This window comes from Acinetobacter sp. ANC5681 (assembly GCF_023488045.1).
Lineage (GTDB): Bacteria > Pseudomonadota > Gammaproteobacteria > Pseudomonadales > Moraxellaceae > Acinetobacter.
In genome coordinates, this window is sequence record NZ_JAMFKZ010000003.1 from 130,061 (window position 1) to 155,228 (window position 25,168).

A 25,168-nucleotide genomic window follows, 5' to 3' on the forward strand; every position below is an offset into this window, starting at 1 on the left:
TTTGTTTATTTTTTATTCCAATGGTGATTTGGATCGAGTGGAATGCCACGCTCATCACAACCTATAACAACTTCTAATTTTTCCTGTCTTTGAATCGTTGAATCATGATGGAACTTACAAACTGCTTGCCAATTGCTTCTATCCCAAAATAATGCTTGATCACCTTTGTGCGGAACAATGTGATTGACCACATTTGCAACTTCAACCTTGCCCTGCTCTTTGCACATTACACAAAGTGGATTTGACCGCAGATATGTTTCTCTGGCCTTTCGCCACTTTGAATTGTATCCACGTTCACTCGATGTTCTTTTGTCACTTCGCCATGTAGGAGTATTCATAATTTCACCCTATCTCACATAACGCCATGAGCTATCAATCTTTTGTGTCGCTCTCTGTGCCTGTAGTCTCGGCTTGAGTGTTTGAAGTTTCATTACTTAATCCAGCGTTCTCGACCTTGGTCTTTCCTCTTCCTGCTCGCTTAGTTGCAACAGGAGTTCGTTGTTCTGTTCCAGTGCTGCCAGAATTATCTGATCCTTGTTTGCTATCTGCTGAATCAGTGTTGTGTTCTGTTCCACTATCTTTGTCAGCAATTCCTCTAATGCGGTTGATTGCTTTGGTTGTTCTTTCTTTTGCTCGCTCATATTGAACTCTCATCCATTCACGACGTTCTTCACATGATTTGCAGGCCATACTCACCTCACTTCAAGCTTCGCTTTACCGCAACATAGATACCGCTTTTAAACGCGATAGGCTTGCCTGATTCAATATCTTTCTGGAAGAATCGAAAACACACTGCATAACCAACAAAAAACATTAATATTGCGACAATGATATAAGTCATATCTTCACCCATTAAAAAACCCTCCGAAGAGGGTCTTATTTAAATTTTCGATTTTAGCTCATGCAGCATTTCATTAAACTTCACATCATCTTCAAATGACAATCGCAAATAATCATTCTGTGTAAAGTGAACGAAAATCGCTTTCTCTTCCTTAATTACATTTAGATATTGGATTTTTTGCGGATTAATATAGAAGTCAGAATACTCAGTTTTAAATTCAATTGACATGATAGTTCCTTGTGCATATTAAACTCAAATATATATCAAGCCATTACCCACTTCAAATCATCAGGCGTCTCCAAATAACACCCTTGTTTCAAACAAAATGCATGTATGTCATTTAAGTATTCAGTGAATTGAGCAACGCTTGCATCCGTTGTGCTAATTAGCTCGTTAAGTCCATCAGCGACATATTGATACATCGGATGATTCTGTTTCTTTAACACCTTTACTGCATCGAATGTATTTCTATACTGACCAACATCATCACGATAGTAGATGACAGACAGAAACTTTTTCTTAAAGAAAAGGTGCTCTGCATCTTTATCTGTGCCCTGATGCTTTGCCCATTGAGTTAAGAACTTCCAATAAAGCCGATTCTGAGCCTTAGATCGATCTTTCTCAAATGGCTTAATCTCAACTACAAGCGGCTTATTCTCAAAATTAGCTTGAGTGTAGTTGTTATGCAGATAGTTAATCGTTTTACCGATGTCCGAGTGATCTTTGATTGTGAACACTGCTGTCTTCATGCTCACCTCAGTTCTTACCAATGTAGACCTTTATATATAAAATCCACATCATGAAAATCAATATGAGAAAACTCATCCTTATTTTTACTTAATGCCACTTCAAATTGTTGCAACTTATCACCACGTTTTCGCATTCGTTTAAGCTGTAAGTTTTTTGGTGTAAATGGAAATAACCAATCGATTATGTTTCTTTTCTTATCAATCGCCATTGCCTTGCCTGCATTATCAACGATCTGCTTTAGCACGGTCATTCGCAAGTGACCTGTATTCATTTTGATAAGCATAAATTAAACACCTCAGTTATTAGGAAATTCCGAATAGTTCAAAGGGGTGTACATGAAATGTATACCCCTTTAAAACACCTCATCATCTTTAAGATTCAACATCCGCTCCGTCTTTTCTAGCATCTTTGCGAACCATACCCGCGACTCTTCACGTCCCATATCTCGATACTGATCGAAAACCACATGGCAAGCATGGCATAAAGGAATAGTGTATTTATCATCTGCTTTGATTCCCTTACCTTTGCCATGTTCGCCAAAATTACTGTGTGCCGCCTGACTTGGACCACCACCACACTTCACACACGGCAGCTTTCTAATCGCTGCTAGTCGCTTTGCATCACGCATCCTGATACTTTTCAACCAAGTCATCTAAATCCATTGCACGTTCACGCAACGCTTCTCTTGCATCACTTGGAATACGTTGATCAAACTGCATACCACGCATAAAGTTGGCAACTGACTCAAGTGCCTCCAATAACTCTTCATTATCCATTTTGATTTCCTTTATAGTCTCGCATATCGCTTAATACTGTGTTGAATATTGTTGATATTCTTATCTATATCGTGAATGCGCTGCTGACATGCTTGTTTGAACTGAAACGTTGAATTGAGATGATTGAGACTTTTCAGTTTTTCTTTGTCTTGATGCAATGCTTCAAGATTCTTCTTTGCTTCGATTGTGTCCATAGGCAACTCACTTGTACTTATTCAATCGACGTGCATTTAAACGTTTCTTCTTTTGACTAATTTTATTCGGCTTATTGCCCACTGGTTTTGATTTAAAAGCAAATGGCGAAACTGTTCCACCTAATGATGGTGCAGCTTCAATCGCAGATCCAAAACTTGATGTCATCATTCCAGTAGCAATCGCCATCATTACTCGACTCATACGCATAATTAAACTCCAATATTTACCAATTACACCAAATCACATACGCCATGAAGAATATCGGCACTAAATACAGCACTGTGCTAACCGTGTTTCTAAACCGCTGACAATCTTCTTCAATTTGCTTAAGTTCTTCTTCGTCCATAGCCGAACCTTTATTATTATTAACTTAGATGAAGTGAGCATCTCATCAACTTTGAGTGCACTCCTGTGCCAAGAGGTCAAATCACCGTTGCACACTTCTCTAAATTAATTGGCACGCCATACAGGATTCGAACCTGTATCAATCACACTAGAATTATGATGTCTTATCCAATTAGACGAATGGCGCATGAATTAAAAAGGGAGTGGCAAACTGCCACACCCTTGCCTTAGATTACGACATTGATCAGCTCGGCAACTGATCTACCGCTACTCAACACTACAAACATTTCAAAGTTAGCTACTGATTTGTTCTGTGTCTTTCAAATTCATTGGTCGGGGTGTCACCCACAACTTAGGGCTCTGAGGCTAACTCAATGTGTGACGAAATCACATTGGATTCAAACCGATTTATACGGCTGGTTTCTGCATCCCACCGTTTGCGCTTCTAGCTCACCCATTTTGGGAAAGCGTCACAAATCCAAGTTGCCGAAATTTGACTAACGTTCTTTCATGGCTTTTCTCCAGACAACAAAAAAGCCCACCTTTCGATGAGCTAAATGCTTTGGTCTCGGATAACCGTAATACGACCAGTATAGAAAAACTATACTCTAGTTTCCGAAATAATGGAATCCCTATACTTTCATATCTTTGTAAGTATTTTTTCTGTACTTTTCCACAGCTTTAGCTGCTTCATCAATTGCGGATTCAATTGACATTGTCATAAGGTTTTCATAGCCCTTCCATGTCTTTCTATAGCAGTCCACACTCATTTGATTTGATCTAATGCCAGCATAAGCCAAACGCCCTTTAGCGGTGTAGTTATCCTCTAAATCAGGGTCTAATGCGAAATCCAATACCATCTTGGCTACCAACCAACCGAGGTGATACATTGCAATGCCCTCAGGCTCTCGCTTCTTATCATTTACCGCATTCTTAATTAAGATATTTGCCAAATGTTGGCGAACAAACTCATAATCACTTTGAGATTTACCCTCAAACACAATCAAAGCTGTTACTGACTTTGCTAACTGAGTATCCATTGAAGCAATAGCACCCAAGCGATCTTGATAATCCAATGGTTTCTCTCCTGTGCTACGAACACATGGCTCTAAACTTGGTGAACTCGCTGTTAAGCCATGAGCCAACCATTCAAACTGTTCAAACTTAGTTGCTACTGCATTCATACCGTCACCTTAAATACACAAATACTTTTTAATTTCGTTTATCGCTTCATCTGCACCAAAACAGACTTTGCACAAATAGCCCTGTTCTTCTAAACGCTGAATCATCAATCTTTGGCTTGGCTGCAACTTACCTGCCTTTGATTTAAGTTCAATCCATAAGCCGTGAATCAGACCATTCGGTACTAACAATTGCAGATCAGGCACACCAGCCTTAACTCCCATCTTTTTAAACTTGGCAGCTTCAATGATGTTTCTTGAACCACCATTCGGGATATGAATCAAATAATCAGAAAGACGACCATTCCCAAACTTCACACGATGCGCCCATGACATTAGGGCGATTTGCTCTTGATCTTCTGTTGGCACCTTGTGAGCGCGTTTTGACCTAGCCACAGGTTTTGATCTACTTCTTTGAGCCTCTTTGAATGTGGTCATTGGTTCAACCTCGCATCAGGTAGATAAAACCCTTTGATTGGTGGTAAAGGTTTTGCAATTAACATTGCCAGTGACAACCTGTTTAATCTCATCCTTCACCACCCTTGAGTGCTTGCTCTAACTTCTTACCAATCTCAAACATTGCCCAACTCTTTTGAAGTTCTGATGCAATAGACATAACCTTTGCTATGATTAACCCCTGTTGATCCACCCGCTTTTGCAGCTCATCATTTTGAAGTTGTAATCCTGCCAACTTCTCTGACGCTTTCTTAGCAACAACCTTTTTATTGAACAGCTCCTTAGCATAAAGTTGTGTAATCTCATCCACTTTGGATTGTCTAGCTGCATACATTGCGCTTTGCCCAGCGGTGTACGCATCATTCAGTCTCGACTTCATTTCAGCGACTTGAAGCTTTAATTCATCTACTTTGGATTGTTGTTTTTCATATGATTTTCTACAGATAATATTGATCTGATCTGAAAATTCATCCCACAATTTACGGCAAGCATCTTTTGCTAGATCGCTACCATCGCAATTTTCATCGAACCATTCATCAAAACTTCTCATCACTTCACCCTCTCATTAAACTTCTTGCAATTAGGACTGGTGTCACAGTCGCGTAGGGTTTCTAATTCACATTTGCCCAAGTGTTGCATTAGCGGTGGCTTATCATTTCGGAACCCTGTTGTAATTTCTTCGGATGTTGCGTGTCTAAAGTTTGACTCATGCGCAAACGAGTAATCCTGATCACTGTAATAAGCCCTAATAAACTCATCGTTGTGGGCTTGAATCTTCATAACCTTGTTTTGACTACTGTTCTTTAAAACTACAGCTTCACCGACCTTAAACATGCTCACCTCCATAAATCAATTCGTAGTCTGCGATGGCTTGTTCTAGTCGCTCGAATGCTATTTCACACCAAAACTCATCATTGTGTATTGTCTTTGCTTCAGCTATACCGCCATATCTCTTGACTAAATCCACGCTCTCAACGATGCGCTTGATGTGTCTAAGATCAACAAGATTGGCTTTGGTTTTGTACACATCTACTGTCTTGTTCTGATCAATATCAAACTTGTTGTGCTCTTCCAGCGCACCCTCAATAACTTTCCTCGCTTTCTCAACACCGTGTTCTTTTATGAATTGGATCGCATTCATTGGCTTTGCTCCTTGTCACGATTTGTAATGTTTGCCTTTGCTTCTTTTAACAAACCGTTTAATCGCAATTTCAAGTACATACGATTTGCTTCGAGTGTTTCTTTAGTTCTGAGACCTTGATTGTATTTGCTTCTCAAAGTCATCATTAGTTTGAAGCTCACGCCGCCACTCCCTCTAATTTTTTTCTTGCTTTCATGATTCTGTTGTACATATCCAAAGTGCATCTACTTCTACGGGTTTTAAGATGAATTAACATTGAACTATTGCAACCAACCATCTTTGCTAAGTCTTTGTACAAGCCGTTGAAGTTCTTAAGCCAAGTCACTATTTCAAAAGCCTGAGCCTCCGTTGGGTATCTTCTTGGAACAACATCCCTTAACGGTTCTTCCTTTACTTCTGGCTTCTTGATCTCAAAAAAAGGCAATTCAGCGATTAAGTGATGCTCTAACCCGTTATCCATTGCGTACTTCACTTGCTTAGCTGTGCAAAGCTCATAATCAGGACGACCTTTTCTTTGAGCTAAAATGCGCAATGCTTCTTTGATTTGATTTGTTGTCGGAGTCATTTAGCACCTCCAAACAATTTCTTGGTTTTGTCATTTGCAAAATACAATTTGCTGCAACCAACTTTTTTAAATCCCAACCAACCTGACTCAGTTAAAGACTTGGTAATCCGTTGCGCTGTTCTTTTACTCATGCTCAACTGGTATGCAATCTCTTCCGTATTAAGAGCTTTATCGCTTTGAGCAAACTGACTCAATACATAGATCATGTTGTCGAATATTTCGGTACGTGTACTCATGCGATTTCTCCGAATAGATCAATCGTGTATGCATCTTGGACTTGAATTACTTTTGATTTTGTTGATTTAGTTTTAATAATTGGCTGCATTGGTGGATCAAAATCCAAAACAAGCTCAGGATATGCACTGTTAAATTCATCCAAAGTTGGTACATGCTGCACTAATTGCCAAAACTCGCAGCCATACGCCAGACCCGCCCAAGCCTTGTCTGCATCCGCTTGATAAACCCAGAAACTCATAGCTTTTGCTCTTTGAGCAGGTGTTGTTGTCTTGCTTGGGGAAAGTTGCTCTTTAAATGATTGGATTAATGAAATTTCTAATTGCCGATCTTGTGAAACCTCAATTTCATCTACACAAATTAAAGCCAACCAAATTTTAAAATCTTCGTTTTCAAACTTGGACAAACCCAAAAACTTATGATCAGTTAATGGTCCTGGAATAACTGAACAATGACTTGAATCTGAATACTCTGTTAAAGCTCTCACGCTGCACCTCCCACTTCTTCGCTAATACCCACAAAGCGACAAATATCTAAACGGTCCATAACTCGAACTACGCCTCGTTTCCCGTGTCGATTTTTAGCGACGATGATTTCTGTAATGCCACTTGGTAACTCATCTTCCGAGTTAAGAACTGGATGAGCTAAAATGATTTGATCTGCATCTTGTTCAATCTGACCTGATTCTTTGAGATCAGAGGCTTTAGGACGCTTACCTTTCTCTGATTCACGGTTTAACTGAGCCAATGCAATCACTGGGCAATTAAACTCTTTAGCCAATGCCTTTAAATCACGGCTGATTGAACTGACTTCTTGGTAGCGGTCTTTCTTGCTTGGATCTCGCACAAGCTGCAAGTAATCAATGATGATGCAACCAAGCTGCTTATATTTGCGCTTCGCTTTACGAGCGTATGAGTGGATTTCCGCAATCGTTGGTTTTTGCTTATCTTCGATGTGAATTGGTAATTTATTGAATCGGCTTTGAGCTTCTGCAAACTGTCCCAACATGCCGTCATACAATTCAGCATTGTGGATATTGTCGTAAGGAATATGTGTTAAAGCTGATATACAACGGTTAGTGAACGTCTCAACATCCATTTCAGCCGATACAACCAAGACAGCTTCACGAAACTGGACAGCGGTTTGAATAGCGACCATTTGAGCCAGTGTTGATTTACCTGAACCTGGTCTACCACCAATCACACAAAAATGACCTTTCTGAATTAATCCAACCAAGTTATCCAAGTGGGTTAGATTAAATTTAACGCCCGTGTATTGCTTATTCGCTTTAGCTTCTGCTTTTTGAATCAACCGATCTACAGAACGCTTGATCGCTTCCTCAAAAGTAAAGCTAGATTTTTCTGCATCAATTCCAGTTTTCTTTCCATCAAGCACAGCTTCAGCAGCAATGTGAATATCAGGAATGGTTAGGTCCTGTGAGAGTTGAGCAATACTTTCACCCATCTTTTCAACTTCACGATGAGCTTTGAATTTGTTTAGTTCAGCAGTGTATGACTCAAGATTATAAAAACTCGAAGGCGCTTCACTGCTCATTTGCAGTAGGTACTCAGAACCACCCATCAAATGGATTACGTTTTTCTGTTTGAGTTGCTGCTCAACCATTACGAAATCATAAGGCTTGTTGTCATTTGCCAGTTCTGCAATAGCTGTGAAGATTTGCTTATGTCTTTCAGGAAAGAAGCAGTCCTCATCAAGATCATTGCTCACCACGTCAAACGAGTTAGCAACAGTCATCAATGCTGTCAAAACAGCTTGTTCCATCGGAATATTGTGGATATGACTCATTACCAATCCCCCATTTCTGTTTTGAGATTTTCAGGATTGATTGCTTGAGTGTTGTTTTGTTCTGCTTGTTTGAAAAGTTTTTCAACAAGTTTGAAATCACGTTTTACCCACTTCACGAAGTTTGAATACATCTGAGTGGTAGTTACTGCACCAGTGTGAATTTTGCTCTCGTAGTGAGGATTGATTTCAAGTAGTAATTCTTCAACTTGAGCTTGATTGATTTTCGGTAAGCCCGATCTTTGCATCCAAGAATTGAGTTGATGCAAATCTGGTTGCCAAATTTTTAAAACTTCATCGACTGGATTTTGTTGAGCGTCACTCTCTCTATAAATATTTCTATAAGTATTATCTATTGTGTCTTTACTAGGTAAAGTGCTAGTACTTTCCTTAGTAAAGTGGTCGTGCTTTACTAGGTAAAGTGCTGTACTAGGTGAAGTACTTTCCTTAGTAAAGTGGTCAGCTAGTGAAACTTCATTAATTTTGTACTGATTTCCTAATTTCGGATGTGTAGAAATAACACTGATAACACCTAATGAAATTAATTCCTCAAGCCCTTTGCCAACTGTTTTTGAGCTTGATTTTCTTGCTTTTGGATTATCTTTATGACGCTTTTCTTCTTGAAGCTGTGAGTAGCTAACATAGTCAGATTCTTTATTAAACCCATTGATATAGCCCTCAAGCATGAAATAGACATGTCGAGCTGCATCAGATAAGAATGGATATACATCACGTCTGTACTGCCAACTTGAGCGGACATGACCTTCCTCAAACTTATCTGTCATATTGCTCTTACCTTTTGAGATTGGGATGATCTCAGCTTGTTTTAACGCACTCATCAGCCACCCCACGCATAACTAGCCAGCTCAGCCTTAGCTTTTGCCAAAGCAACTGAATTTTCGAGTGTCCGATCAAGCGTGTAAGCCTCAACCGCTTTCTGAAACAAACTAATCTTTCGATTTAGTTCAATGTCTGCTAATATTTGATAGTTCATAAGATTTATCTCCAATTGAACGCGACCGCTAAACCTGTTACAGCAGGAAAGCGGTTTTTTATTGCCCTTGATTCCCGTTAATCCCTTCCAATCCCTCACCGAAAATTACTTCTGTAGAGAGATCCCGCATCAAAGCTCCTAATCCCAAGCGCTCAAATGATTTTGCTTGTAAATTAAGTACATGCCACTCACCTGCTATTTCCTTCTCAAGTAAATATGCAAGGTATTGAGCAAGGTCTTTACCTTTGATTTCAGCGAGAACTTTTGCTCGCTCATGGTTTTCAGGAGACAAACGCACATGCGTAGATTTTTTTTCGAGACTCATACATTTGTCCTTAAGCTGCTAAATGTTTTGGATTCGCTTTATCAAGCAACCACTCTTTGGTTAATTTTCCATTGCTATGCTCTGCAAAAATCTGTGCGTAATTCGTTTCGCCTGTGTAGTCAGTTCTTGGTAAAACACCTTTCTCTGCCATTTTCCGCACAGCTACATAGGAAATCCCGAGCAATGCTGCTGCTGAGGTTCGCCCACCAACAGCATCAATAGCTAGTTGAATAGGATTCATATTTAAACCTTATTTATACCACTTCGATATTTTTATTAAACCATGAGTTAAAATTTATTTCAACCTATGGTTGCTTTCATTTTTATTCTTTTTATACGAAAATTTAACCAAAGGTTTCAAGTGATGACAGTTATGAGCACAATGGTTGAGCGCATTCAAGAATCTCTGAACGCTAAGAAATTATCTTGGGCAAAAGCTGCCACAATGATAGGTTTGTCGCCTCAAGCTCCCTCTAAATGGAAAAAGGGACAAATTAGCAAAGAGACTCTAGATAAGTTGGCTGAATTGCTGGAAGTTGATGCTGGATGGCTTTTAAATGGCAAGAAAAGTGAGAATTTAACTAACTTCAACATGCAGCAGTTCATGGATAAGCATGGCTTAACAAAGAAAGACGATTCTTCTTTTGATGTAGATGATATTCATGAGCCTACTGTTGTTGATTACGAAACTGAAAACGGATTTATTTGGATTGACGTGGTGGAAGCTAATTTTTCTTGTGGCGCTGGTGAATCAATCGAGTTTCATTTTGATGTTATTAATGGAAAGTTTCCCTTCCCACCTTCTTTTTTTCAAAGAAAGCATGTTGACCCAAAATGCATGAGAATTATCAAAGCTAAGGGCGATAGTATGTCTGATTTTATTCATGACCAAGATCTTGTTGGGATTGACATATCTCAAACCGAAATCATTGATGGTGAAATCTATGCTGTGTACTTTGAAGGTGAAGGCATGATTAAGCAGATATTCAAGGAAGAAGGTGGAAAGCTGATTTTACATAGCCTAAATCCCAAATATCGTGATCGTGAAGTTACAGAACAAAACGGTTTGAACTTTAAAGTAATGGGGCGTCAATTTTGGCGTGCTGGATAGTTAAATATAAATATTTTTGATAGTATTTTTTATGGGAAAAATGCTCTTTTTATGCAAAAATAAAAGGGCTAATTAAGGGAAATTTTATGAATCCGATTAACATTGATGACTTTGAAAAAGACTCATATCAAAATGGTATACGGTACTGGTTCGCTCATGAATTCATGGTTAAATTGGGTTATGAGAACTGGCTAACATTTAAAAGTGTAATTAGCAAAGCAATGGCGTCTTGTTCAAGTCTTGGTGTTGACTCGGATGAGTGTTTCATACCTGAAAATATAACTGATGCATCAGGTCGACCTTTCAAAACCTACAGATTAAGCCGTTTTGCTTGCTTCCTAATAACTATGCAAGCTGATGACAAGAAGCCTGAAGTTCAACATGCCAAGGTTGTTCTTTCAGCTATTGCTGCTCAATTAATTGATTCGCAGATCGGGAATAATGATATTGCTCGACTAGAGGCAAGAAAGGACCTTACAGCCGCTAACAAGATTTTAAGCGGCACAGCTAAAGCTAGTGGTGTGCAAAGCCATCAATACGGTCTATTTCAAGATGCTGGATTTAGAGGGATGTATGATATGTCTCTTGAACAATTGAGGAAGTATAAAAATATTGATCCAAACGCAACTGCTTATGATTTTATGGGTTTGACTGAACTTGCTGGTAATTTATTTAGAGTTACTCAAACAACAGAACGTTTAAGATCGTCTACTAGTCATGGTATTCAAGCCGCTATGAATACAGCACATCAAGTTGGAAGTGAGGTTAGAACTATGATGTATAAAAATAGTGGTGTTCTGCCTGAAGACTTAGCGATTGAAGATGATGTTTCAGATGTAAAAAAGCGTCTTAAAGGAGCAAATCGTCAAATGAAAAAATTAGATAAGAAAAAATAAACCTTACAATCTAATTACCAACCCACCTACTGTGGGTTTTCTTTTGTCTATCAGAAAACATTAAACCTAGGTATAAATTATTTTCACCTATGGTTTAAATTTTACTTGATTTAATTTTATACCTTTGGTTTAATAATCTCATCAAGACAACAAAAAAGCCCCGACAGTTTGGCGACGCGGGACTTTTACTCAAAGAGTGAGATGAGTATGACACAAAATCAAGAAACAATCACCACGTACAAGGGGTTTGATAAAGACCTTAAATGTCGTGGCTTCCAATACGAAATTGGAAAGACTTATAAGCACGATGGCGAAGTTAAAGCTTGCGGTTCAGGTTTTCATGCATGTGAACACCCTTTAGATGTATTGGGTTACTACCCTCCTTCACAAAGTCGCTATGCGGTTGTTGAACAATCAGGTGATTTAAGCCGTGAAGATGGCGGTGACACCAAAGTTGCTAGCCGTGAAATTTCTATCAAATTTGAAATTGGTATTGCCGATCTAGTTAAGTTTGCTATCGATTACACATTTAGCAAATGCACTCCTATTGATCCTGAATCACCAGCTTCGGCTACTGGCTATCAAGGTGCAGCTTCGGCTACTGGCTATCAAGGTGCAGCTTCGGCTACTGGCGAATACGGTGCAGCTTCGGCTACTGGCAATCGCGGTGCAGCTTCGGCTACTGGCTATCAAGGTGCAGCTTCGGCAACAGGAAAGCATTCTGTTGCATGCGGTCTAGGTTGGTGAGAACGGTATCAAAGCTAACACTTGGTATCGGCTTGATGAAAATGGCGAATTTATCGAAGTGGAGGCGTGATCATGAACATAAAAAACAATTTGGTCAAACCTGTTGGGATTTTAGCAGAACGTCAGTTCATAGCTAAATGCATCAACCGCCAAAACAATAAGCGTTTCACCTCATTTAAATCGGTTGTGTTGTGGGTGATAGCTTTAATTGCAGTCTTAGCCTTTTGCATTTCATTCATTGGCTTGGCTCTTCATTTCGCTAGCTTTCACAAATCAAAACAACAACTCGAAACTGAAGCACTCATTCAGCAACTCGAAAAAGGCGAAGTCATTGAAATGACAGCGCGTGTGGGTGGTCACCATGATTAGTTCAAAACAACCGATTTATAGCGTGGATTACACCACATGCAAAAGTTGCGGTCGATCAGTTCAACGTAAATTGCCCTTTCAGAATAACAAAGGCTACTCGTGGATCTGTTCATGTGGTTGGTCTCAAAACATATGGACCTGTTCCGTAGCGTGAGGTGTTTATGGGTTCTATTTTACCGCAAAGCTTCTTTGAGCAATTTGGATACTCAATTGGCGAGAAAGAAGAAGCAACACATTACAGCACATTTGGCGGTTCTGATTGGACGTTAAAAGTTTCAAAAAATCAGATTTTTTATTGGTATGAATTAGGCAAGGCTTGGCGCAAATGGCCTTTAACGATTCAGCACTGCACACCAATTGGCGAGAGTGAGCCGAACTATAAGTGCGGTCCAATAGCACCTAAACAAATTCTAGTGGTAGAGCGAGTTTTGAAAGACTCCCCTATTTATACAGATGCTAAATATAAAGGCGATTAATCATGAATGCACAAACTAAAGAACAGTTCTCTTTCACTAAAGCAGAAAGAAAAAAAGCAAAGCTTAAATTAAATCTAAATGGCCCATCAGGTAGCGGAAAGACTTATTCAGCATTATTGATTTCAACTGGATTAGGTAAAAAGGTTGCATTGATTGATACAGAAAATGAATCAGCTTCTCTGTATGCAAATGAGTTCGCTTTTGACACCTTGCCTATGCGACCACCCTACACGCCTGAACGTTTTGCGGCAGCTATCACAACAGCATACCAGATGGGTTATGAGGTTTTGATTATCGACAGTGCTTCACATGAATGGATCGGTTCAGGTGGTTGTCTTGAGATGAATGACGAAGCTGCTAAGCGTTTCAAAGGAAATACTTGGTCAGCTTGGTCTGAAACTACACCGCGTCACCGCAAATTTATTGATGCAATGCTGCAAACAGATATGCACATCATCACAACAACGCGCGCCAAAACAGAAACTACTCAGGGTGAAAAAGGCAAAGTCATTAAATTAGGAATGAAATGTGAACAACGTGATGGGTATGAGTATGAGTTGACCGTTTCGCTCGAAATGATTCATGAGAATCACATCGCTGTTCCAACAAAAGATCGAACAAAACTTTTCAATCCCAATGGTGAGTACATAAGCCGCGAAACTGGTGAAAAGCTCTTAGCTTGGCTTAACGATGGTCGCAGCCAGGAGGAAGCATTACAAGCTGCGTTTGATGAGGCAATTCAACGGATCAATTCTACAAATGATGTAGCAGAACTTGGAATCATTTATTCGCAGTTCAAAGGCACTGATTGTGAAGCTGAAATTATCTGCGCTTGCGGAAGCAGAAAACAGTCGCTTGTCGGCACTCAGGGAAATGCGTGAGGTTTGTCATGATCGAACTCAAACTTGGATTAATGTTTTTGATTTTATTTGGATTGGGAGTGGTGGCGACATGGTGAATCAAAACATCCTCGCATGCTTTGAAATTTGGCTGATTAAAGGCGGATTCAAAGGTAAACGAACGCAAACATCAGTCCAGTATTTCAATGCAAAGCAACGCTTAGAAATGGACTATACAGGTCGAATGAACAAGCCAATGAAGCAACGATACGAAGCATTTTTAAAGCAGTATCTAAACAATGGCAAAGAATTTTTAGAAAGTTTGAAGGTGGCGTAAATGACTAAAGATATTGAGAGAGAGGCTTTTGAGGCTTTGCCGCTTGCTAAGCTTGCTTTAGATCAGGATTGGGTTAGATACTCCGAAGATACCAATACATATTATCCAAACGAGGATTTTTGCCCAGAATCTGCTCCAGAGACAATGAATTTTGCTTGGCAATCATGGCAAGCAGCCAAAGCCCAAGCGGTGCCTGATGGTTTTGTTTTGGTGCCGAAAGAGCCTAGTGCGGATTTAGTAAATCACGGACATCAAGTATTTCTTGGTCACTTCAATGAAGGCGGTCAGACGGGTGGTCGATCTCTTTATTTTGCCTACAAAGCCATGATCGAAGCACAGGAGCAAGCCAATGACTAATCTAATCAGTGGTAAAGAAGCGTTAATTGCGCTGGCGAATGGTGATGAGGTTGAATATTGGTGTGAGACTGATCCAAGCATTCAGAAAAGATGGACACCAATTAAGGCGCTTAATGAGTATAGATTAAGTTATTTTTTAGAGAATAAGCCGCGCTTTGAGTTTCGCATAAAACCTAAAACAATATCATTAAACGGTATTGAAGTTCCTGCACCTTTTGAGCCGAAAGTTGGTGAAGAATACTGGTTTATTGCTGACTACATATCATCAGGGTATGGCTGCACTCAGGAAGGCACTGGAATAAATAGCAGTATTGGGAAGTGGCGCACAGAAGAAGAAATCAAGCAAGTTGTGGCAGCTTTGCGTCAAGTATTTGGTGGTGGGAAATGATTGACTTTATGGGCGATGTTGAACGTCAGTATGAGCACTATTGTAATCTTGCTGAAGAATACGGCTTTATTGATCTTAATGCTAAGAAAAACGGCTTTCGGTGCACAACAAAATCAAACGAGTTTAATGCGGGCTGGATTGCTTGGACTGGTGCAGTAGCTTGGTGCCGTGATGAATTTTTCGAACTGAAAGCTAGAATTGCAGAATTAGAAGCAAAAGCGGATACGGAGGGGTGATGATGCAAGGACCTTACTTAAAAACTTCAGAAGTAGGTCAACGCTATGGCGGTGTTAGTGCTCGCACTATTCACCGCTGGCAAGAGACCAGAAACTTCCCGAAGCCCGCTATTAGCTATCGAGGTGGTTCAAATCTTTGGAAAATCTCAGACCTAGAAAAATGGGAAGAATCTCAAGCTATATCAGAGGGTACGGCATGACAATGTGCCGTAGCCTTTCTACCCACTTTGTTAGCGCTTCTTTCTGCTCATCAAGATAATCATGCTTATCGTACGTTCTCCAAATTACAGGGAGCACATGACCAAGCATGATTTCTGCTATATGTGGCTCAGTAATTGTGGACATATTTGTTCTAAAAGTTCTTCGTAAATCGTGAAGTGACCAATGGTCCAAAGTGACCTGTTCTTCTCTAAAAAGATATTCTGTTAAGTCATAAGGAAGGCTCAATAGAGCACCCCTACTCACTGGCTGATACTTGTTTTTTGTTGTGACAAATAAATACTCAGAATCATTAAGAGTTGCTGCCAAATCAAATAGCTGCAAAGTTTCAGGTATTAACGGCCTAATCAATGGCTTTCTAGTTTTTTCACCATTTTTGTGATTTTCAGGTGGAATAATCCATGTCATTAAATCCCTGTCTATGTGCTCCTTTTTAGCAGTTCTTAATTCACCTGAACGGCATCCATAAATAAAGCATAATTGCACAAATATTCTATTTCTTATGTACATTCGACTGCGCATCAAGCCTTGCCATATATATGCAATTTCTTGGTCGCTTAGCGTTCTATCTTTTGGAATGTATTCAATGTGAAGATCTTCTTTAGCATCAATGTTTGCAAGCGGATTTAAAACACATAACTCTCGTTTTATGGCCCAGTTATACATCTGCTTTGTATTAGAGAGAATGCGCTCTGTGATTGATGGTTTTTGTTCAGCTAATGGTTCAAGTAGATTAAGCCAATTTCTTACTGAAATCCTACTGGCTGGTAAATCCCCAAACTCTTTGAACACATACAATTCAAATGAGCGATAAATGTCATTCGCACTTTTCTTGTTTTTAAAAAGGTATTTTTCGTGCCACTCATCAAATATATTTTTAAAAGTAATGCTTTCACTATCCTGGTTAATTTTTTCTAATTTACGCTCTATTCTTGGGTCTATGCCTTTTTCAATGAGCGATCTAACTTCTAAAGCTTTTTCTCTAGCTTCTTTTAATGAGATTAAAGGATAGCTACCCAAATCAATACGAGCGCCTTTGCCATCAAATCTAAATCGGATTTGAAAGGTTATTTTCCCTTTTGCCGAAACTCTTGCACTTAAAGAATCTCTATCAGATTTTTCTTCTACTTTTTCTCTAGGCTTACCATGGTTAGCTTTGAGCCATGTTTCTGTAATTGGCATTTGTACATAATCCAGTATTTAAGACAAATAACCAAAAATATGTACACATACTTGTACATAATATTGTTTGCTTGACTTGATGATTGGTTGTCATTACTTGACTTATGTATTGTAGCGAAAACATTGATTCTATCAACAAAAAAGAGCAGTACTTGACTGCCCTTTTCCTATGATGACTTTTCTCTAATCTTCCATGTGTTGAATAATGGCTTGACCAAATTCAGAACAGCGTAATAGGGTTGCATTTGGCATTAATCGTTCAAAGTCATACGTTACTGTCTTCGCTTCAATTGCACCAGAAACACCTTTGATAATCAAATCAGCAGCTTCGCCCCACCCCATGTCACGTAACATCATTTCAGCAGAAAGAATAATTGAACCAGGATTAACCTTATCCTGCCCCGCATACTTTGGTGCTGTTCCATGTGTTGCCTCGTAAACTGCTATCGCACCGCCAATATTGGCGCCCGGTGCAATGCCAATTCCCCCAACTTCTGCTGCCAGCGCATCAGAAATATAGTCACCATTCAAATTAAGCGTCGCAATAACAGAATAGTCCGCTGGACGCATTAAAATTTGCTGTAAGAATGCATCGGCAATCACATCTTTAATAATGATGTCTTTACCATTTTTAGGATTCTTGATTTTAACCCACGGCCCACCATCAAGTAGTTGACCACCAAAGCGCTCTATTGCAAGTTCATAGCCCCACTCTTTGAATGCACCTTCGGTGTATTTCATAATATTACCTTTGTGGACCAACGTCACAGAAGGTTTATCATTATCTATCGCAAACTGAATGGCTTTACGTACTAAACGTTGTGTCCCTTCTTTAGAAACAGGTTTGATCCCAATTCCACAGCCTTCATCAAAACGGATTTTTGTTACGCCCATTTCTTCTTTTAGAAATTTAATAACTTTTTTAGCTTCTTCTGAATCTGCTTTCCACTCAATCCCTGCATAAATATCTTCAGAGTTTTCGCGGAAAATCACCATATCCGTAAGTTCAGGATGTTGAACAGGTGAAGGAACCCCCTCAAACCAACGGACTGGCCGCACGCAAACATATAAATCAAGCTCTTGACGCAAAGCAACGTTCAGTGAACGAATACCACCACCCACAGGTGTGGTTAAAGGGCCTTTAATCGAAACAATAAATTCTCGTAAAGCTTCGAAGGTTTCTTCAGGCATATAAGTGCCATAAATTTTATCTGCTTTTTCACCGCAATAGACTTCCATCCATTCGATCGAACGTTTGCCACCGTAAGCTTTTAACACCGCAGCATCTACTACTGCTTTCATAGCTGGTGTAATATCCACACCAATACCATCACCTTCAATAAAAGGGATGATTGGATGATTTGGAACATTCAGTGACAGGTCTGCGTTTACTGTGATTTTGTCACCATCAGCAGGAACCACGATCTTCTGATAACCCATTTTGCAGGTTCTCCCTCATGTATTTAGCGATTATCACTATGCCTTCTATGGCATACTTTCGTTTTTATTGCATGAAACAGTTTAGTCCAAAACAGGTTTTTTTGAGATTTATACGGGAAATAACAACATTTTCCCATTAAATAGAAACCTTTATTGTTATGATGCCGCCCATAGCCAAAGCAGTATACTCATATGAAAATAGTTGTATTCAACAAACCTTTCGACGTTTTGTCACAGTTCCGTGAGGATGAAGCTCACCTTACACTTTCTCACTTTATTCATGATCCAGATTTACGTCTGGCAGGCAGACTTGATCTTGATTCAGAAGGACTTATGTTCCTTACCGATCATGGTGGTCTGAATCAATACATTACGAATCCTGCAAATAAAAAATTTAAAACCTACCTTGCTCAAGTCGATGGTGATGTAACTGAGGAGGCTTTAGAACAATTGCGTAAAGGCGTTGAACTCGCTGATGGCATGACGTTACCTGCTAACGCAATTAAAGTACATGCACCAGAATGGTTATGGGATCGAGATCCACCTGTACGTTATCGCGCTAACATCCCAACAAGTTGGATTGAGCTACAAATTTGTGAAGGTCGTAATCGCCAAGTGCGTCGTATGACAGCGGCGGTTGGCTTTCCAACTTTACGCTTAATTCGTACTAAAATTGGTGCAATTGATTTGGTTCGTTTAGGTTTACAACCAGGTGAGCAAACTGAAATCGAGCCTTTGCTTTATCCTGATTTTAAAGATTTACCTGAAGATCAACCGTATCGTTCTCGCTCATATGTGAAAAAACCAGGCGGCACGGGCGGTAAACCCATGCACCAGAAGAAGAAAGAAGGTGATAAAAAAGATCCGAACAAGAAAAAGTCAGGTACAAAGCGTATTTGGCAAATGGATGAAAGTGAGAAACCACGTCGCAAGACCAATGGTACAACTCGTCCAAATACTAAAGCACCACGTGGGCGTAGCCGTAATGGTCGTTAAAGTTTAGATACTTATAAAAGCCCATGAAGATGGGCTTTTATATACCCAAATCATTATAAATCTTATCTATCTCATCAAGTGAAAAATATCTTTTAATCTGCACCCAATCATCCTCAGCTTTAAAAAATCCGGAAAAGATAATTGGTTCATTTCTTTCAATAGATTTTTCTTTAGAAACATTAATTGAGTTTAATTTATAGAAATAAGGCTCTCTACAAGTAATTTCAGCAACCTTATCAAAATAAGTTGTGTCTATTTCCCAACCATAACCATTGTAATTAATAAATGACCTATCTAAAGGTTTTACTATTTCCTTATATTTATCAGCATCTTTATACAAATCATTAACTTCTATAAATTCGAACTCATAAGACATTGGCTTTAACATCATTTGATAATATTTAATACCTCTCCCCCTTAAAATCTGCATGATTTGCTCTTGACATACTTGAGATAAATAATCGGGTAAGTTTTCATTATTTTTATCTAAATCTTGTTTCGTTTTTGGCATTCTAAGACCGAAATAAATAGATTTTACTGCCCGAAAGTCATACTCAACTTTACCAAAATAATCCATGATTATTCTTATTTCATCTTCATGCTGCCATTTTTTTGATTTAGTTCCAGAAGTGAGTTTTAAGATTTTAGTGACATTATTCTTAGTGCTGACCAACTCTTCTAAGCTAATTTGAGGAATATTATTCTCATACGAAACTTCAAATGAACCTGCAATTTTCGTTAACTCACCTAATTTTTCTAAATCATACTCTATACAAAAACCTGTATGAGAATTTGCATAATATGCCCAAAGAAGTTCATCTAAAACAGTCTTACTTAGAGAGTAAATCCCTACATTGTTTTGTATTCCTACTAATAAAGCGGACAAACTTTCAGAAAGGATTTTTGTAGAAATACTACTCATATTTGATAACTGAACTAAAGTATTTTCGACATTTGCTGCATCAAATAAATTTTCACATGGATCATTCAATTTAGATGGATGCGGGGCATAAAAATAATCTTGTTTTAATGATTCTAAATCACGTTTCGAGCCATACCTATATTTATAAACTTTCATATACTCTTTCTAATTTCAATCTATATCCAGTATCTTTACATTAATTTTATATTTAATACAAAAAAACCGATGCTTTCACATCGGTATTTTACATTACCAACAGGTTTGTTAGTTCTGCATTAAAACTTAAATAGTTTCAAGCGTAGCATTAAGCGTTGGACTAGGACGCATCACTGCATTTACTTTCACTGGATCGACAGCGTAGTAACCACCAATATCAGCTGCTTTACCCTGTACTTCACTTAATTCAGCAAGAATTTTTTGTTCATTTTCAACTAAGGCTTTTGCAAGAGGAGCAAACTTCGCTTTCAATTCAGCATCTTCGTTTTGAGCAGCAAGCGCTTCAGCCCAATACATTGCTAAATAGAAGTGGCTACCGCGGTTATCTAGCTCACCCGTACGACGAGATGGAGACTTATCGTTATCTAGCAATTTACCCGTTGCTTGATCAAGAGTTTCTGCAAGTAACTTCGCACGTGCATTATCTTCTTTAAGACCAAGCTCCTCTAAAGAAACTGCAAGCGCAAGAAACTCACCAAGCGAATCCCAACGTAAGTGGTTTTCTTCAACTAACTGCTGAACATGCTTCGGCGCTGAACCACCTGCACCTGTTTCATACATACCACCGCCCGCCATTAACGGAACGATTGATAACATTTTCGCTGAAGTACCCAATTCCATGATCGGGAACAAGTCAGTTAAATAATCACGTAAGATGTTACCAGTCACAGAGATTGTGTCTAAACCACGTGCTACACGTTCAAGCGTGTAACGCATTGCACGCACTTGTGACATGATTTGGATATCAAGCCCCTCTGTATCATGTTCTTCTAGATACTTTTCAACTTTCTTGATCAACTCATTTTCGTGTGGACGATATGGGTCAAGCCAGAAAATCGCAGGCATACCAGAGTTACGAGCACGACTTACCGCAAGTTTTACCCAGTCACGAATTGGTGCATCTTTCACCTGACACATACGCCAGATATCGCCTTCTTCTACATTCTGAGACATCAACACTTCACCAGTGTCTAAATCGGTAATGTTCGCAATACCCGCTTCAGGAATTTCAAAAGTTTTGTCGTGTGAACCGTATTCTTCAGCTTTTTGCGCCATCAAACCAACGTTCGGTACTGTACCCATCGTACGTGGGTCAAAATTACCATTCCACTTACAGAAATTGATCATTTCTTGGTAGATACGTGCAAAAGTTGATTCAGGCATAACAGCTTTACAATCGTAAGGTTTACCATCGGCACCCCACATTTTACCACCACCACGAATCATTGCTGGCATAGATGCATCTACAATCACGTCGTTTGGAGAATGGAAGTTATCAATCCCTTTCGCTGAATCAACCATGGCTAATGCTGGGCGATGTTCTTGGCAAGCATGTAAATCTTCAATGATTTCTTCACGGAGTGAAGTTGGTAAAGTTGCGATCTTTTCATAAAGACCTGCCATACCATTGTTGACATTAATACCTAACTGATCAAATAACTTACTGTGTTTTTCAAAAGCATCCTTATAGTAAATTTTCACACAGTGACCGAAAACGATCGGGTGTGAAACTTTCATCATGGTCGCTTTTACGTGTAATGAAAATAAAATACCAGCTTCACGGCAGTCATCAAGTTGCTTCTCATAGAAGTCACACAATGCTTTTTTGCTCATGAACATTGAGTCAATCACTTCACCATCTTGAAGCTCAACTTTAGACTTGAGAACGATTGTCTCACCGCTCTTCGTGATTAACTCCATCTTCACATTACGTGCACGATCAAGTGTCATTGATTTCTCGCCATGGTAGAAGTCACCTTCTTCCATATGAGAAACGTGCGTTTGTGACCACTGTTTCCACTCACTCATTGAATGAGGATGCTTTTTCGCATAATTTTTTACAGCAGCAGGCGCACGACGATCTGAGTTACCTTCACGTAATACAGGGTTTACAGCAGAACCAAGACATTTACCGTAACGTGTCTTAAGTTCTTTCTCTTCATCCGTTGTTGGATTTTCTGGATAATCAGGAATTGCATATCCTTTAGACTGCAATTCTTTGATACATGCTGTTAACTGAGCAACTGAAGCACTGATATTTGGCAGTTTAATGATATTTGTGTCTGGATCTTGAGTAAGGCGACCAAGCTCAGCAAGGTTATTGCTTACCTTCTGCTCATCGCTTAAGTATTCCGAAAATTCCGCAAGCACACGTGCTGCAACAGAAATGTCACTCTTGACAATTTCTATGCCAGCTGGCTTAGTAAAGGTCTCAATGATCGGCAGTAGCGAATAGGTCGCCAACAATGGCGCCTCATCAGTCAGTGTATAAATGATTTTTGACTTTCCACCAGCCATATATAGCCCCTTGTGTTTGGTTGAGTTTTTCATGAACGAGCTTTTGGCCCAGTCCATTAAAACCGGTTTGCTTGATTAAGGTCTGAGAGTATCAGTCCTCAACGTATCTCAGTCAACGCAATATCTTGTGATATTGACATTTCGCTACGAAATAATGGTATAAAGCTTACGCTTTGTGACCAAGGAACCGGTTAGCTTAAATAAAACATGAGAGTATCAGCGTTGATTACTTCTCAGTCAATGTAATATATCGTGATATTGACATTTCGCTACGAAATACCAATGCTTGAGTACTTCCGTACGATTAAACCTACATTTTTTAAAATTTTATTTGCAGATTCATTTCTGCCAAATATTTTATAAAATGCTTAACCATAATAAATTGTTTAAGTCCGTACGAATATTCGACTCAAGTTTCATTTACACTTTTAAAACAGATGAATGCTTCCAAAAGAATAAGCAAAGCTCATTTTTCCCAGAAGTTGCTGTAATTTTCTCTGTGGATGGCAATCTTGAACATTATCATATTCCACTTTTGATAAATCCTTATAGATACTCAACTTATCGTGGTAACTAATTATTTTCAAAAATCTTAATTAAAATTTTGATATACAAATGAGGGAAACTGAATCTGTTCCCTCATTCACACAATAATTTATGCTAACGGTGCGTACAACGCTATCAATTGCATCAACCTTTCAACCAAACCTCTAATTTGGTTTGATCTTCAACTTTTAACTCAACCGAATTCAGAGGATTCTCTCCAGCATGAAGTTCAAACTGTAGGAGCTCATCGCGACGGAATGCATAAACTATAAATGAGCCTTTTTGTTTTGCATACTTCGCCAACAACTTTTCTGATGCTTTGATACCATCAATCGCAATAATGACATCGTTAGCAGACAAACCTGCTTGCGCAGCAGCACTATCACGGCGAACATTTTGCACGATAACACCGTCAGCTTTATCTAGCACTTTTAAGCCAAAAGGTAATGCTTTGTTATTTTTAACGATATAGCTCAAACCAAACTCTGGGAATAGTTGATCCAATGGCAATTCATCAGTGGTATTGATCAAATGATTAATTTGTTCAATCCAGTTATCCCCAGTCAATTCATTACACAATTCAAAAATCGTGCGTTCATTGACCTGAATGCCTTTTTGGGTATTTTCATACAAACGGCGCATCAAGGCATCTAAGTTTGAACCACGTAAACGCAAGCCCAAGTCTAAGCAAAGCGCAACTAAGCTACCTTTGTTGTAATAACTTGTTCCTGCATTATTTGAGTTTTCATCCTGACGATAGAATTTAATCCATGCATCAAAACTCGATTCTGACACAGACTGAATAAAGCGCCCTGGATTTTGCAAATAACGCTCAATCTGTGCTTTAAGTAAATCCAGATAGGATTTTTGAGAAATAACGCCGCTGCGTAATAAAATTAAATCATCATAATAAGAAGTAAAGCCTTCAAAAATCCACAATAAGCTCGTATAGCCTTCTTTGTGTAGATCATAATTCGTAAAATTTTCAGGGCGGATAAATTTAACTAACCATGAATGAAAATATTCATGGCTACATAAGCCTAAGAAACGCTGATAATCTTTAGACGGTTCTTCAGCTTCATCTACTTTCGGCAAATCATCACGTGGTGTGATCAAACTGGTGCTATTACAATGCTCTAAACCACCATAACTATTGCCCGTTGCCATGGTCATAAAGGTATAGTTTTGAAACGGTGCAGAACCGAACATCTTAATTTCAGTCTGACAGATTTGCTGAATATCAGTTTGTAACCGTTCTAGATTGGTATTGTGTTTACCTGAAATCACAAACTCATGCGGAATACCGTTTGCTTCGAAGCTAAAACGGGTTTGCTCTGCCAGTTCAAATGGACTATCAATCAACTGATCGTAGTTATCTGCCTTTAAAGTATAGCGTCCTTTCACCAAACTCTTAGCAGTTAAACCTGTTGCAATTTGAAAATGTTTTAATTCATGCGGTAAGAAAATTTCAACTTCACATGGTGATTGTTCTTGATCGATTAAGCCTAAACAAACACAAGCAGGGTTTACATATAGACGAGTTTGATCAACATAAGCACCTCGTACCGATAAATCATAAGCATACACATCGTATTCAACCGTAATCAATTCATGATCTGTATTGAATAATCGCCAACGGTTCTTTTCCGTTTTCTTAATACTAAGTAACCGCCCTGCTTCATCAGATGCTTTTACTGATTCAATATGTTTTGAAAACTCTCGAATCAAATAACTGCCAGGAATCCATGTCGGTAACCAAAGTTCTTGGTTCGGATTAGCAAGGAAACGAAGTGTGACATGAATAAGATGTTGGCGATAATCGTCAAACTCAATTTGATAGTGCAACATAGTTTTAGATCATAAAAATAGGAACGGTTTCACACAGCTTAGCATTTTTTTACAAAGTCATGCGTAGATGTCTTAATTGTTGGCAAAAGTTGCTGGATTCTGCAACAAAAAAGTCATAGCATGCTTTTTTCGCTTTCCA

The 25,168-nt window shown here is 39.0% G+C and carries 39 protein-coding genes and 1 tRNA gene; 13 read left to right on the forward strand and 27 right to left on the reverse strand.

Annotated features, from left to right (window positions below; translation table 11 throughout):
• Positions 1-5: 5 nt before the first annotated feature.
• The 22 genes from M5121_RS03250 to M5121_RS03355 all read right to left on the reverse strand — a co-directional run bounded on the left by M5121_RS03250 (position 6) and on the right by M5121_RS03355 (position 9,847).
• Complete coding sequence (locus M5121_RS03250) at positions 6-338, reverse strand: HNH endonuclease signature motif containing protein (protein WP_249570324.1); 333 nt, start codon at positions 336-338, stop codon at positions 6-8.
• Between the two features lie 34 nt (positions 339-372).
• Positions 373-690 carry a hypothetical protein gene (locus M5121_RS03255; RefSeq protein WP_249570325.1) on the reverse strand — a complete coding sequence of 106 codons (318 nt, stop codon included), beginning with the start codon at positions 688-690 and terminating at the stop codon, positions 373-375.
• A 190-nt stretch (positions 691-880) separates the two neighbouring features.
• The gene (locus tag M5121_RS03260) at positions 881-1,069 is read right to left on the reverse strand and encodes a hypothetical protein (protein WP_241286634.1); all 189 of its coding nucleotides are present in this window, start codon (positions 1,067-1,069) and stop codon (positions 881-883) included.
• 35 nt (positions 1,070-1,104) lie between these two features.
• Entirely contained in the window at positions 1,105-1,590 is a 486-nt protein-coding gene (locus tag M5121_RS03265; RefSeq protein ID WP_241286636.1) for a NinB/YbcN family protein, read from the reverse strand.
• Between the two features lie 14 nt (positions 1,591-1,604).
• Positions 1,605-1,874 (reverse strand): hypothetical protein, encoded by a 270-nt coding sequence (locus M5121_RS03270; RefSeq protein ID WP_249570326.1) that lies wholly within the window; start codon positions 1,872-1,874, stop codon positions 1,605-1,607.
• 69 nt (positions 1,875-1,943) lie between these two features.
• Positions 1,944-2,219: a DUF968 domain-containing protein gene (locus M5121_RS03275; protein WP_249570327.1), complete on the reverse strand. Its 276-nt coding sequence runs from the start codon at positions 2,217-2,219 to the stop codon at positions 1,944-1,946.
• Positions 2,212-2,367, reverse strand: a complete 156-nt coding sequence (locus M5121_RS03280; protein WP_249570328.1) for a hypothetical protein — start codon at positions 2,365-2,367, stop codon at positions 2,212-2,214. The genes M5121_RS03275 and M5121_RS03280 overlap by 8 nt, the downstream gene beginning before the upstream one ends.
• Before the next feature lie 11 nt (positions 2,368-2,378).
• Positions 2,379-2,561: a hypothetical protein gene (locus M5121_RS03285; RefSeq protein ID WP_249570329.1), complete on the reverse strand. Its 183-nt coding sequence runs from the start codon at positions 2,559-2,561 to the stop codon at positions 2,379-2,381.
• A 7-nt stretch (positions 2,562-2,568) separates the two neighbouring features.
• Positions 2,569-2,769 carry a hypothetical protein gene (locus M5121_RS03290; RefSeq protein WP_241286641.1) on the reverse strand — a complete coding sequence of 67 codons (201 nt, stop codon included), beginning with the start codon at positions 2,767-2,769 and terminating at the stop codon, positions 2,569-2,571.
• Between the two features lie 248 nt (positions 2,770-3,017).
• Positions 3,018-3,094 (reverse strand) — tRNA-Arg (locus tag M5121_RS03295).
• Positions 3,095-3,539: 445 nt separating this feature from the next.
• Positions 3,540-4,091, reverse strand: a complete 552-nt coding sequence (locus M5121_RS03300; RefSeq protein ID WP_249570330.1) for a hypothetical protein — start codon at positions 4,089-4,091, stop codon at positions 3,540-3,542.
• Between the two features lie 9 nt (positions 4,092-4,100).
• Entirely contained in the window at positions 4,101-4,526 is a 426-nt protein-coding gene (locus tag M5121_RS03305) for a VRR-NUC domain-containing protein (protein ID WP_249570331.1), read from the reverse strand.
• An 88-nt stretch (positions 4,527-4,614) separates the two neighbouring features.
• Positions 4,615-4,923 carry a hypothetical protein gene (locus M5121_RS15965; protein ID WP_502798265.1) on the reverse strand — a complete coding sequence of 103 codons (309 nt, stop codon included), beginning with the start codon at positions 4,921-4,923 and terminating at the stop codon, positions 4,615-4,617.
• A 447-nt stretch (positions 4,924-5,370) separates the two neighbouring features.
• Positions 5,371-5,685 (reverse strand): hypothetical protein, encoded by a 315-nt coding sequence (locus M5121_RS03315; protein WP_249570333.1) that lies wholly within the window; start codon positions 5,683-5,685, stop codon positions 5,371-5,373.
• Positions 5,686-5,842: 157 nt separating this feature from the next.
• Complete coding sequence (locus M5121_RS03320) at positions 5,843-6,250, reverse strand: hypothetical protein (protein WP_249570334.1); 408 nt, start codon at positions 6,248-6,250, stop codon at positions 5,843-5,845.
• Positions 6,247-6,486, reverse strand: coding sequence for a helix-turn-helix domain-containing protein (locus M5121_RS03325; protein ID WP_249570335.1), 240 nt, complete (start codon positions 6,484-6,486; stop codon positions 6,247-6,249). The genes M5121_RS03320 and M5121_RS03325 overlap by 4 nt, the downstream gene beginning before the upstream one ends.
• Positions 6,483-6,971 carry a hypothetical protein gene (locus M5121_RS03330; protein WP_249570336.1) on the reverse strand — a complete coding sequence of 163 codons (489 nt, stop codon included), beginning with the start codon at positions 6,969-6,971 and terminating at the stop codon, positions 6,483-6,485. Before M5121_RS03330 ends, M5121_RS03325 begins: the two co-directional genes overlap by 4 nt.
• A complete protein-coding gene (locus M5121_RS03335; protein ID WP_249570337.1) occupies positions 6,968-8,290 on the reverse strand; it encodes a replicative DNA helicase in 1,323 nt (440 codons plus the stop codon). Before M5121_RS03335 ends, M5121_RS03330 begins: the two co-directional genes overlap by 4 nt.
• The gene (locus tag M5121_RS03340; protein WP_249570338.1) at positions 8,290-9,126 is read right to left on the reverse strand and encodes a hypothetical protein; all 837 of its coding nucleotides are present in this window, start codon (positions 9,124-9,126) and stop codon (positions 8,290-8,292) included. Before M5121_RS03340 ends, M5121_RS03335 begins: the two co-directional genes overlap by 1 nt.
• Entirely contained in the window at positions 9,126-9,281 is a 156-nt protein-coding gene (locus M5121_RS03345) for a hypothetical protein (RefSeq protein ID WP_249570339.1), read from the reverse strand. Before M5121_RS03345 ends, M5121_RS03340 begins: the two co-directional genes overlap by 1 nt.
• Before the next feature lie 58 nt (positions 9,282-9,339).
• Positions 9,340-9,606, reverse strand: a complete 267-nt coding sequence (locus tag M5121_RS03350) for a hypothetical protein (RefSeq protein WP_061519342.1) — start codon at positions 9,604-9,606, stop codon at positions 9,340-9,342.
• 10 nt (positions 9,607-9,616) lie between these two features.
• Complete coding sequence (locus M5121_RS03355; RefSeq protein ID WP_112986275.1) at positions 9,617-9,847, reverse strand: helix-turn-helix domain-containing protein; 231 nt, start codon at positions 9,845-9,847, stop codon at positions 9,617-9,619.
• Positions 9,848-9,970: 123 nt separating this feature from the next.
• Here M5121_RS03355 and M5121_RS03360 point away from each other — a divergent pair, with 123 nt between their 5' ends.
• From M5121_RS03360 to M5121_RS03410, 11 genes are all read left to right on the forward strand, one after another.
• Entirely contained in the window at positions 9,971-10,717 is a 747-nt protein-coding gene (locus M5121_RS03360) for an XRE family transcriptional regulator (RefSeq protein WP_112986276.1), read from the forward strand.
• 86 nt (positions 10,718-10,803) lie between these two features.
• Positions 10,804-11,613 carry a damage-inducible protein D gene (locus M5121_RS03365; RefSeq protein ID WP_249570340.1) on the forward strand — a complete coding sequence of 270 codons (810 nt, stop codon included), beginning with the start codon at positions 10,804-10,806 and terminating at the stop codon, positions 11,611-11,613.
• A gap of 207 nt (positions 11,614-11,820) precedes the next feature.
• Positions 11,821-12,360, forward strand: a complete 540-nt coding sequence (locus tag M5121_RS03370; RefSeq protein WP_249570341.1) for a DUF7666 domain-containing protein — start codon at positions 11,821-11,823, stop codon at positions 12,358-12,360.
• 72 nt (positions 12,361-12,432) lie between these two features.
• Positions 12,433-12,729 carry a hypothetical protein gene (locus M5121_RS03375; RefSeq protein WP_249570342.1) on the forward strand — a complete coding sequence of 99 codons (297 nt, stop codon included), beginning with the start codon at positions 12,433-12,435 and terminating at the stop codon, positions 12,727-12,729.
• A 161-nt stretch (positions 12,730-12,890) separates the two neighbouring features.
• The gene (locus M5121_RS03380) at positions 12,891-13,205 is read left to right on the forward strand and encodes a hypothetical protein (RefSeq protein ID WP_249570343.1); all 315 of its coding nucleotides are present in this window, start codon (positions 12,891-12,893) and stop codon (positions 13,203-13,205) included.
• A gap of 2 nt (positions 13,206-13,207) precedes the next feature.
• Positions 13,208-14,086: an AAA family ATPase gene (locus M5121_RS03385; protein ID WP_249570344.1), complete on the forward strand. Its 879-nt coding sequence runs from the start codon at positions 13,208-13,210 to the stop codon at positions 14,084-14,086.
• Entirely contained in the window at positions 14,016-14,381 is a 366-nt protein-coding gene (locus M5121_RS03390; RefSeq protein WP_249570345.1) for a hypothetical protein, read from the forward strand. The genes M5121_RS03385 and M5121_RS03390 overlap by 71 nt, the downstream gene beginning before the upstream one ends.
• Entirely contained in the window at positions 14,382-14,738 is a 357-nt protein-coding gene (locus M5121_RS03395; protein WP_249570346.1) for a hypothetical protein, read from the forward strand.
• Positions 14,731-15,126, forward strand: coding sequence for a hypothetical protein (locus tag M5121_RS03400; protein WP_249570347.1), 396 nt, complete (start codon positions 14,731-14,733; stop codon positions 15,124-15,126). The genes M5121_RS03395 and M5121_RS03400 overlap by 8 nt, the downstream gene beginning before the upstream one ends.
• On the forward strand, positions 15,123-15,362 hold the full coding sequence (locus tag M5121_RS03405) for a hypothetical protein (protein ID WP_249570348.1): 240 nt from the start codon (positions 15,123-15,125) through the stop codon (positions 15,360-15,362). Before M5121_RS03400 ends, M5121_RS03405 begins: the two co-directional genes overlap by 4 nt.
• Positions 15,362-15,562 (forward strand): helix-turn-helix transcriptional regulator, encoded by a 201-nt coding sequence (locus tag M5121_RS03410; RefSeq protein WP_249570349.1) that lies wholly within the window; start codon positions 15,362-15,364, stop codon positions 15,560-15,562. Before M5121_RS03405 ends, M5121_RS03410 begins: the two co-directional genes overlap by 1 nt.
• Here the strand turns inward: M5121_RS03410 and M5121_RS03415 are convergent.
• Positions 15,540-16,763 carry a tyrosine-type recombinase/integrase gene (locus M5121_RS03415; protein ID WP_249570350.1) on the reverse strand — a complete coding sequence of 408 codons (1,224 nt, stop codon included), beginning with the start codon at positions 16,761-16,763 and terminating at the stop codon, positions 15,540-15,542. The genes M5121_RS03410 and M5121_RS03415 overlap by 23 nt on opposite strands.
• 183 nt (positions 16,764-16,946) lie before the next feature.
• Positions 16,947-18,203, reverse strand: coding sequence for an NADP-dependent isocitrate dehydrogenase (gene icd, locus M5121_RS03420; protein WP_087545515.1), 1,257 nt, complete (start codon positions 18,201-18,203; stop codon positions 16,947-16,949).
• Between the two features lie 192 nt (positions 18,204-18,395).
• Between icd and M5121_RS03425 the strand changes: the two genes are divergently transcribed.
• Positions 18,396-19,199, forward strand: coding sequence for a pseudouridine synthase (locus tag M5121_RS03425; RefSeq protein ID WP_249570351.1), 804 nt, complete (start codon positions 18,396-18,398; stop codon positions 19,197-19,199).
• A 37-nt stretch (positions 19,200-19,236) separates the two neighbouring features.
• On the opposite strand, the gene M5121_RS03430 is transcribed toward M5121_RS03425, so the two are convergent.
• Complete coding sequence (locus M5121_RS03430) at positions 19,237-20,277, reverse strand: DUF2971 domain-containing protein (RefSeq protein ID WP_249570352.1); 1,041 nt, start codon at positions 20,275-20,277, stop codon at positions 19,237-19,239.
• 126 nt (positions 20,278-20,403) lie between these two features.
• On the reverse strand, positions 20,404-22,635 hold the full coding sequence (locus M5121_RS03435) for an NADP-dependent isocitrate dehydrogenase (protein WP_249570353.1): 2,232 nt from the start codon (positions 22,633-22,635) through the stop codon (positions 20,404-20,406).
• Between the two features lie 364 nt (positions 22,636-22,999).
• On the opposite strand from M5121_RS03435, the gene M5121_RS03440 reads away from it, so the two are divergent.
• On the forward strand, positions 23,000-23,212 hold the full coding sequence (locus M5121_RS03440; protein ID WP_372616325.1) for a hydroxyisourate hydrolase: 213 nt from the start codon (positions 23,000-23,002) through the stop codon (positions 23,210-23,212).
• A gap of 113 nt (positions 23,213-23,325) precedes the next feature.
• On the opposite strand, the gene M5121_RS03445 is transcribed toward M5121_RS03440, so the two are convergent.
• On the reverse strand, positions 23,326-25,029 hold the full coding sequence (locus M5121_RS03445) for a M61 family metallopeptidase (protein WP_249570354.1): 1,704 nt from the start codon (positions 25,027-25,029) through the stop codon (positions 23,326-23,328).
• Positions 25,030-25,168 lie beyond the last annotated feature (139 nt).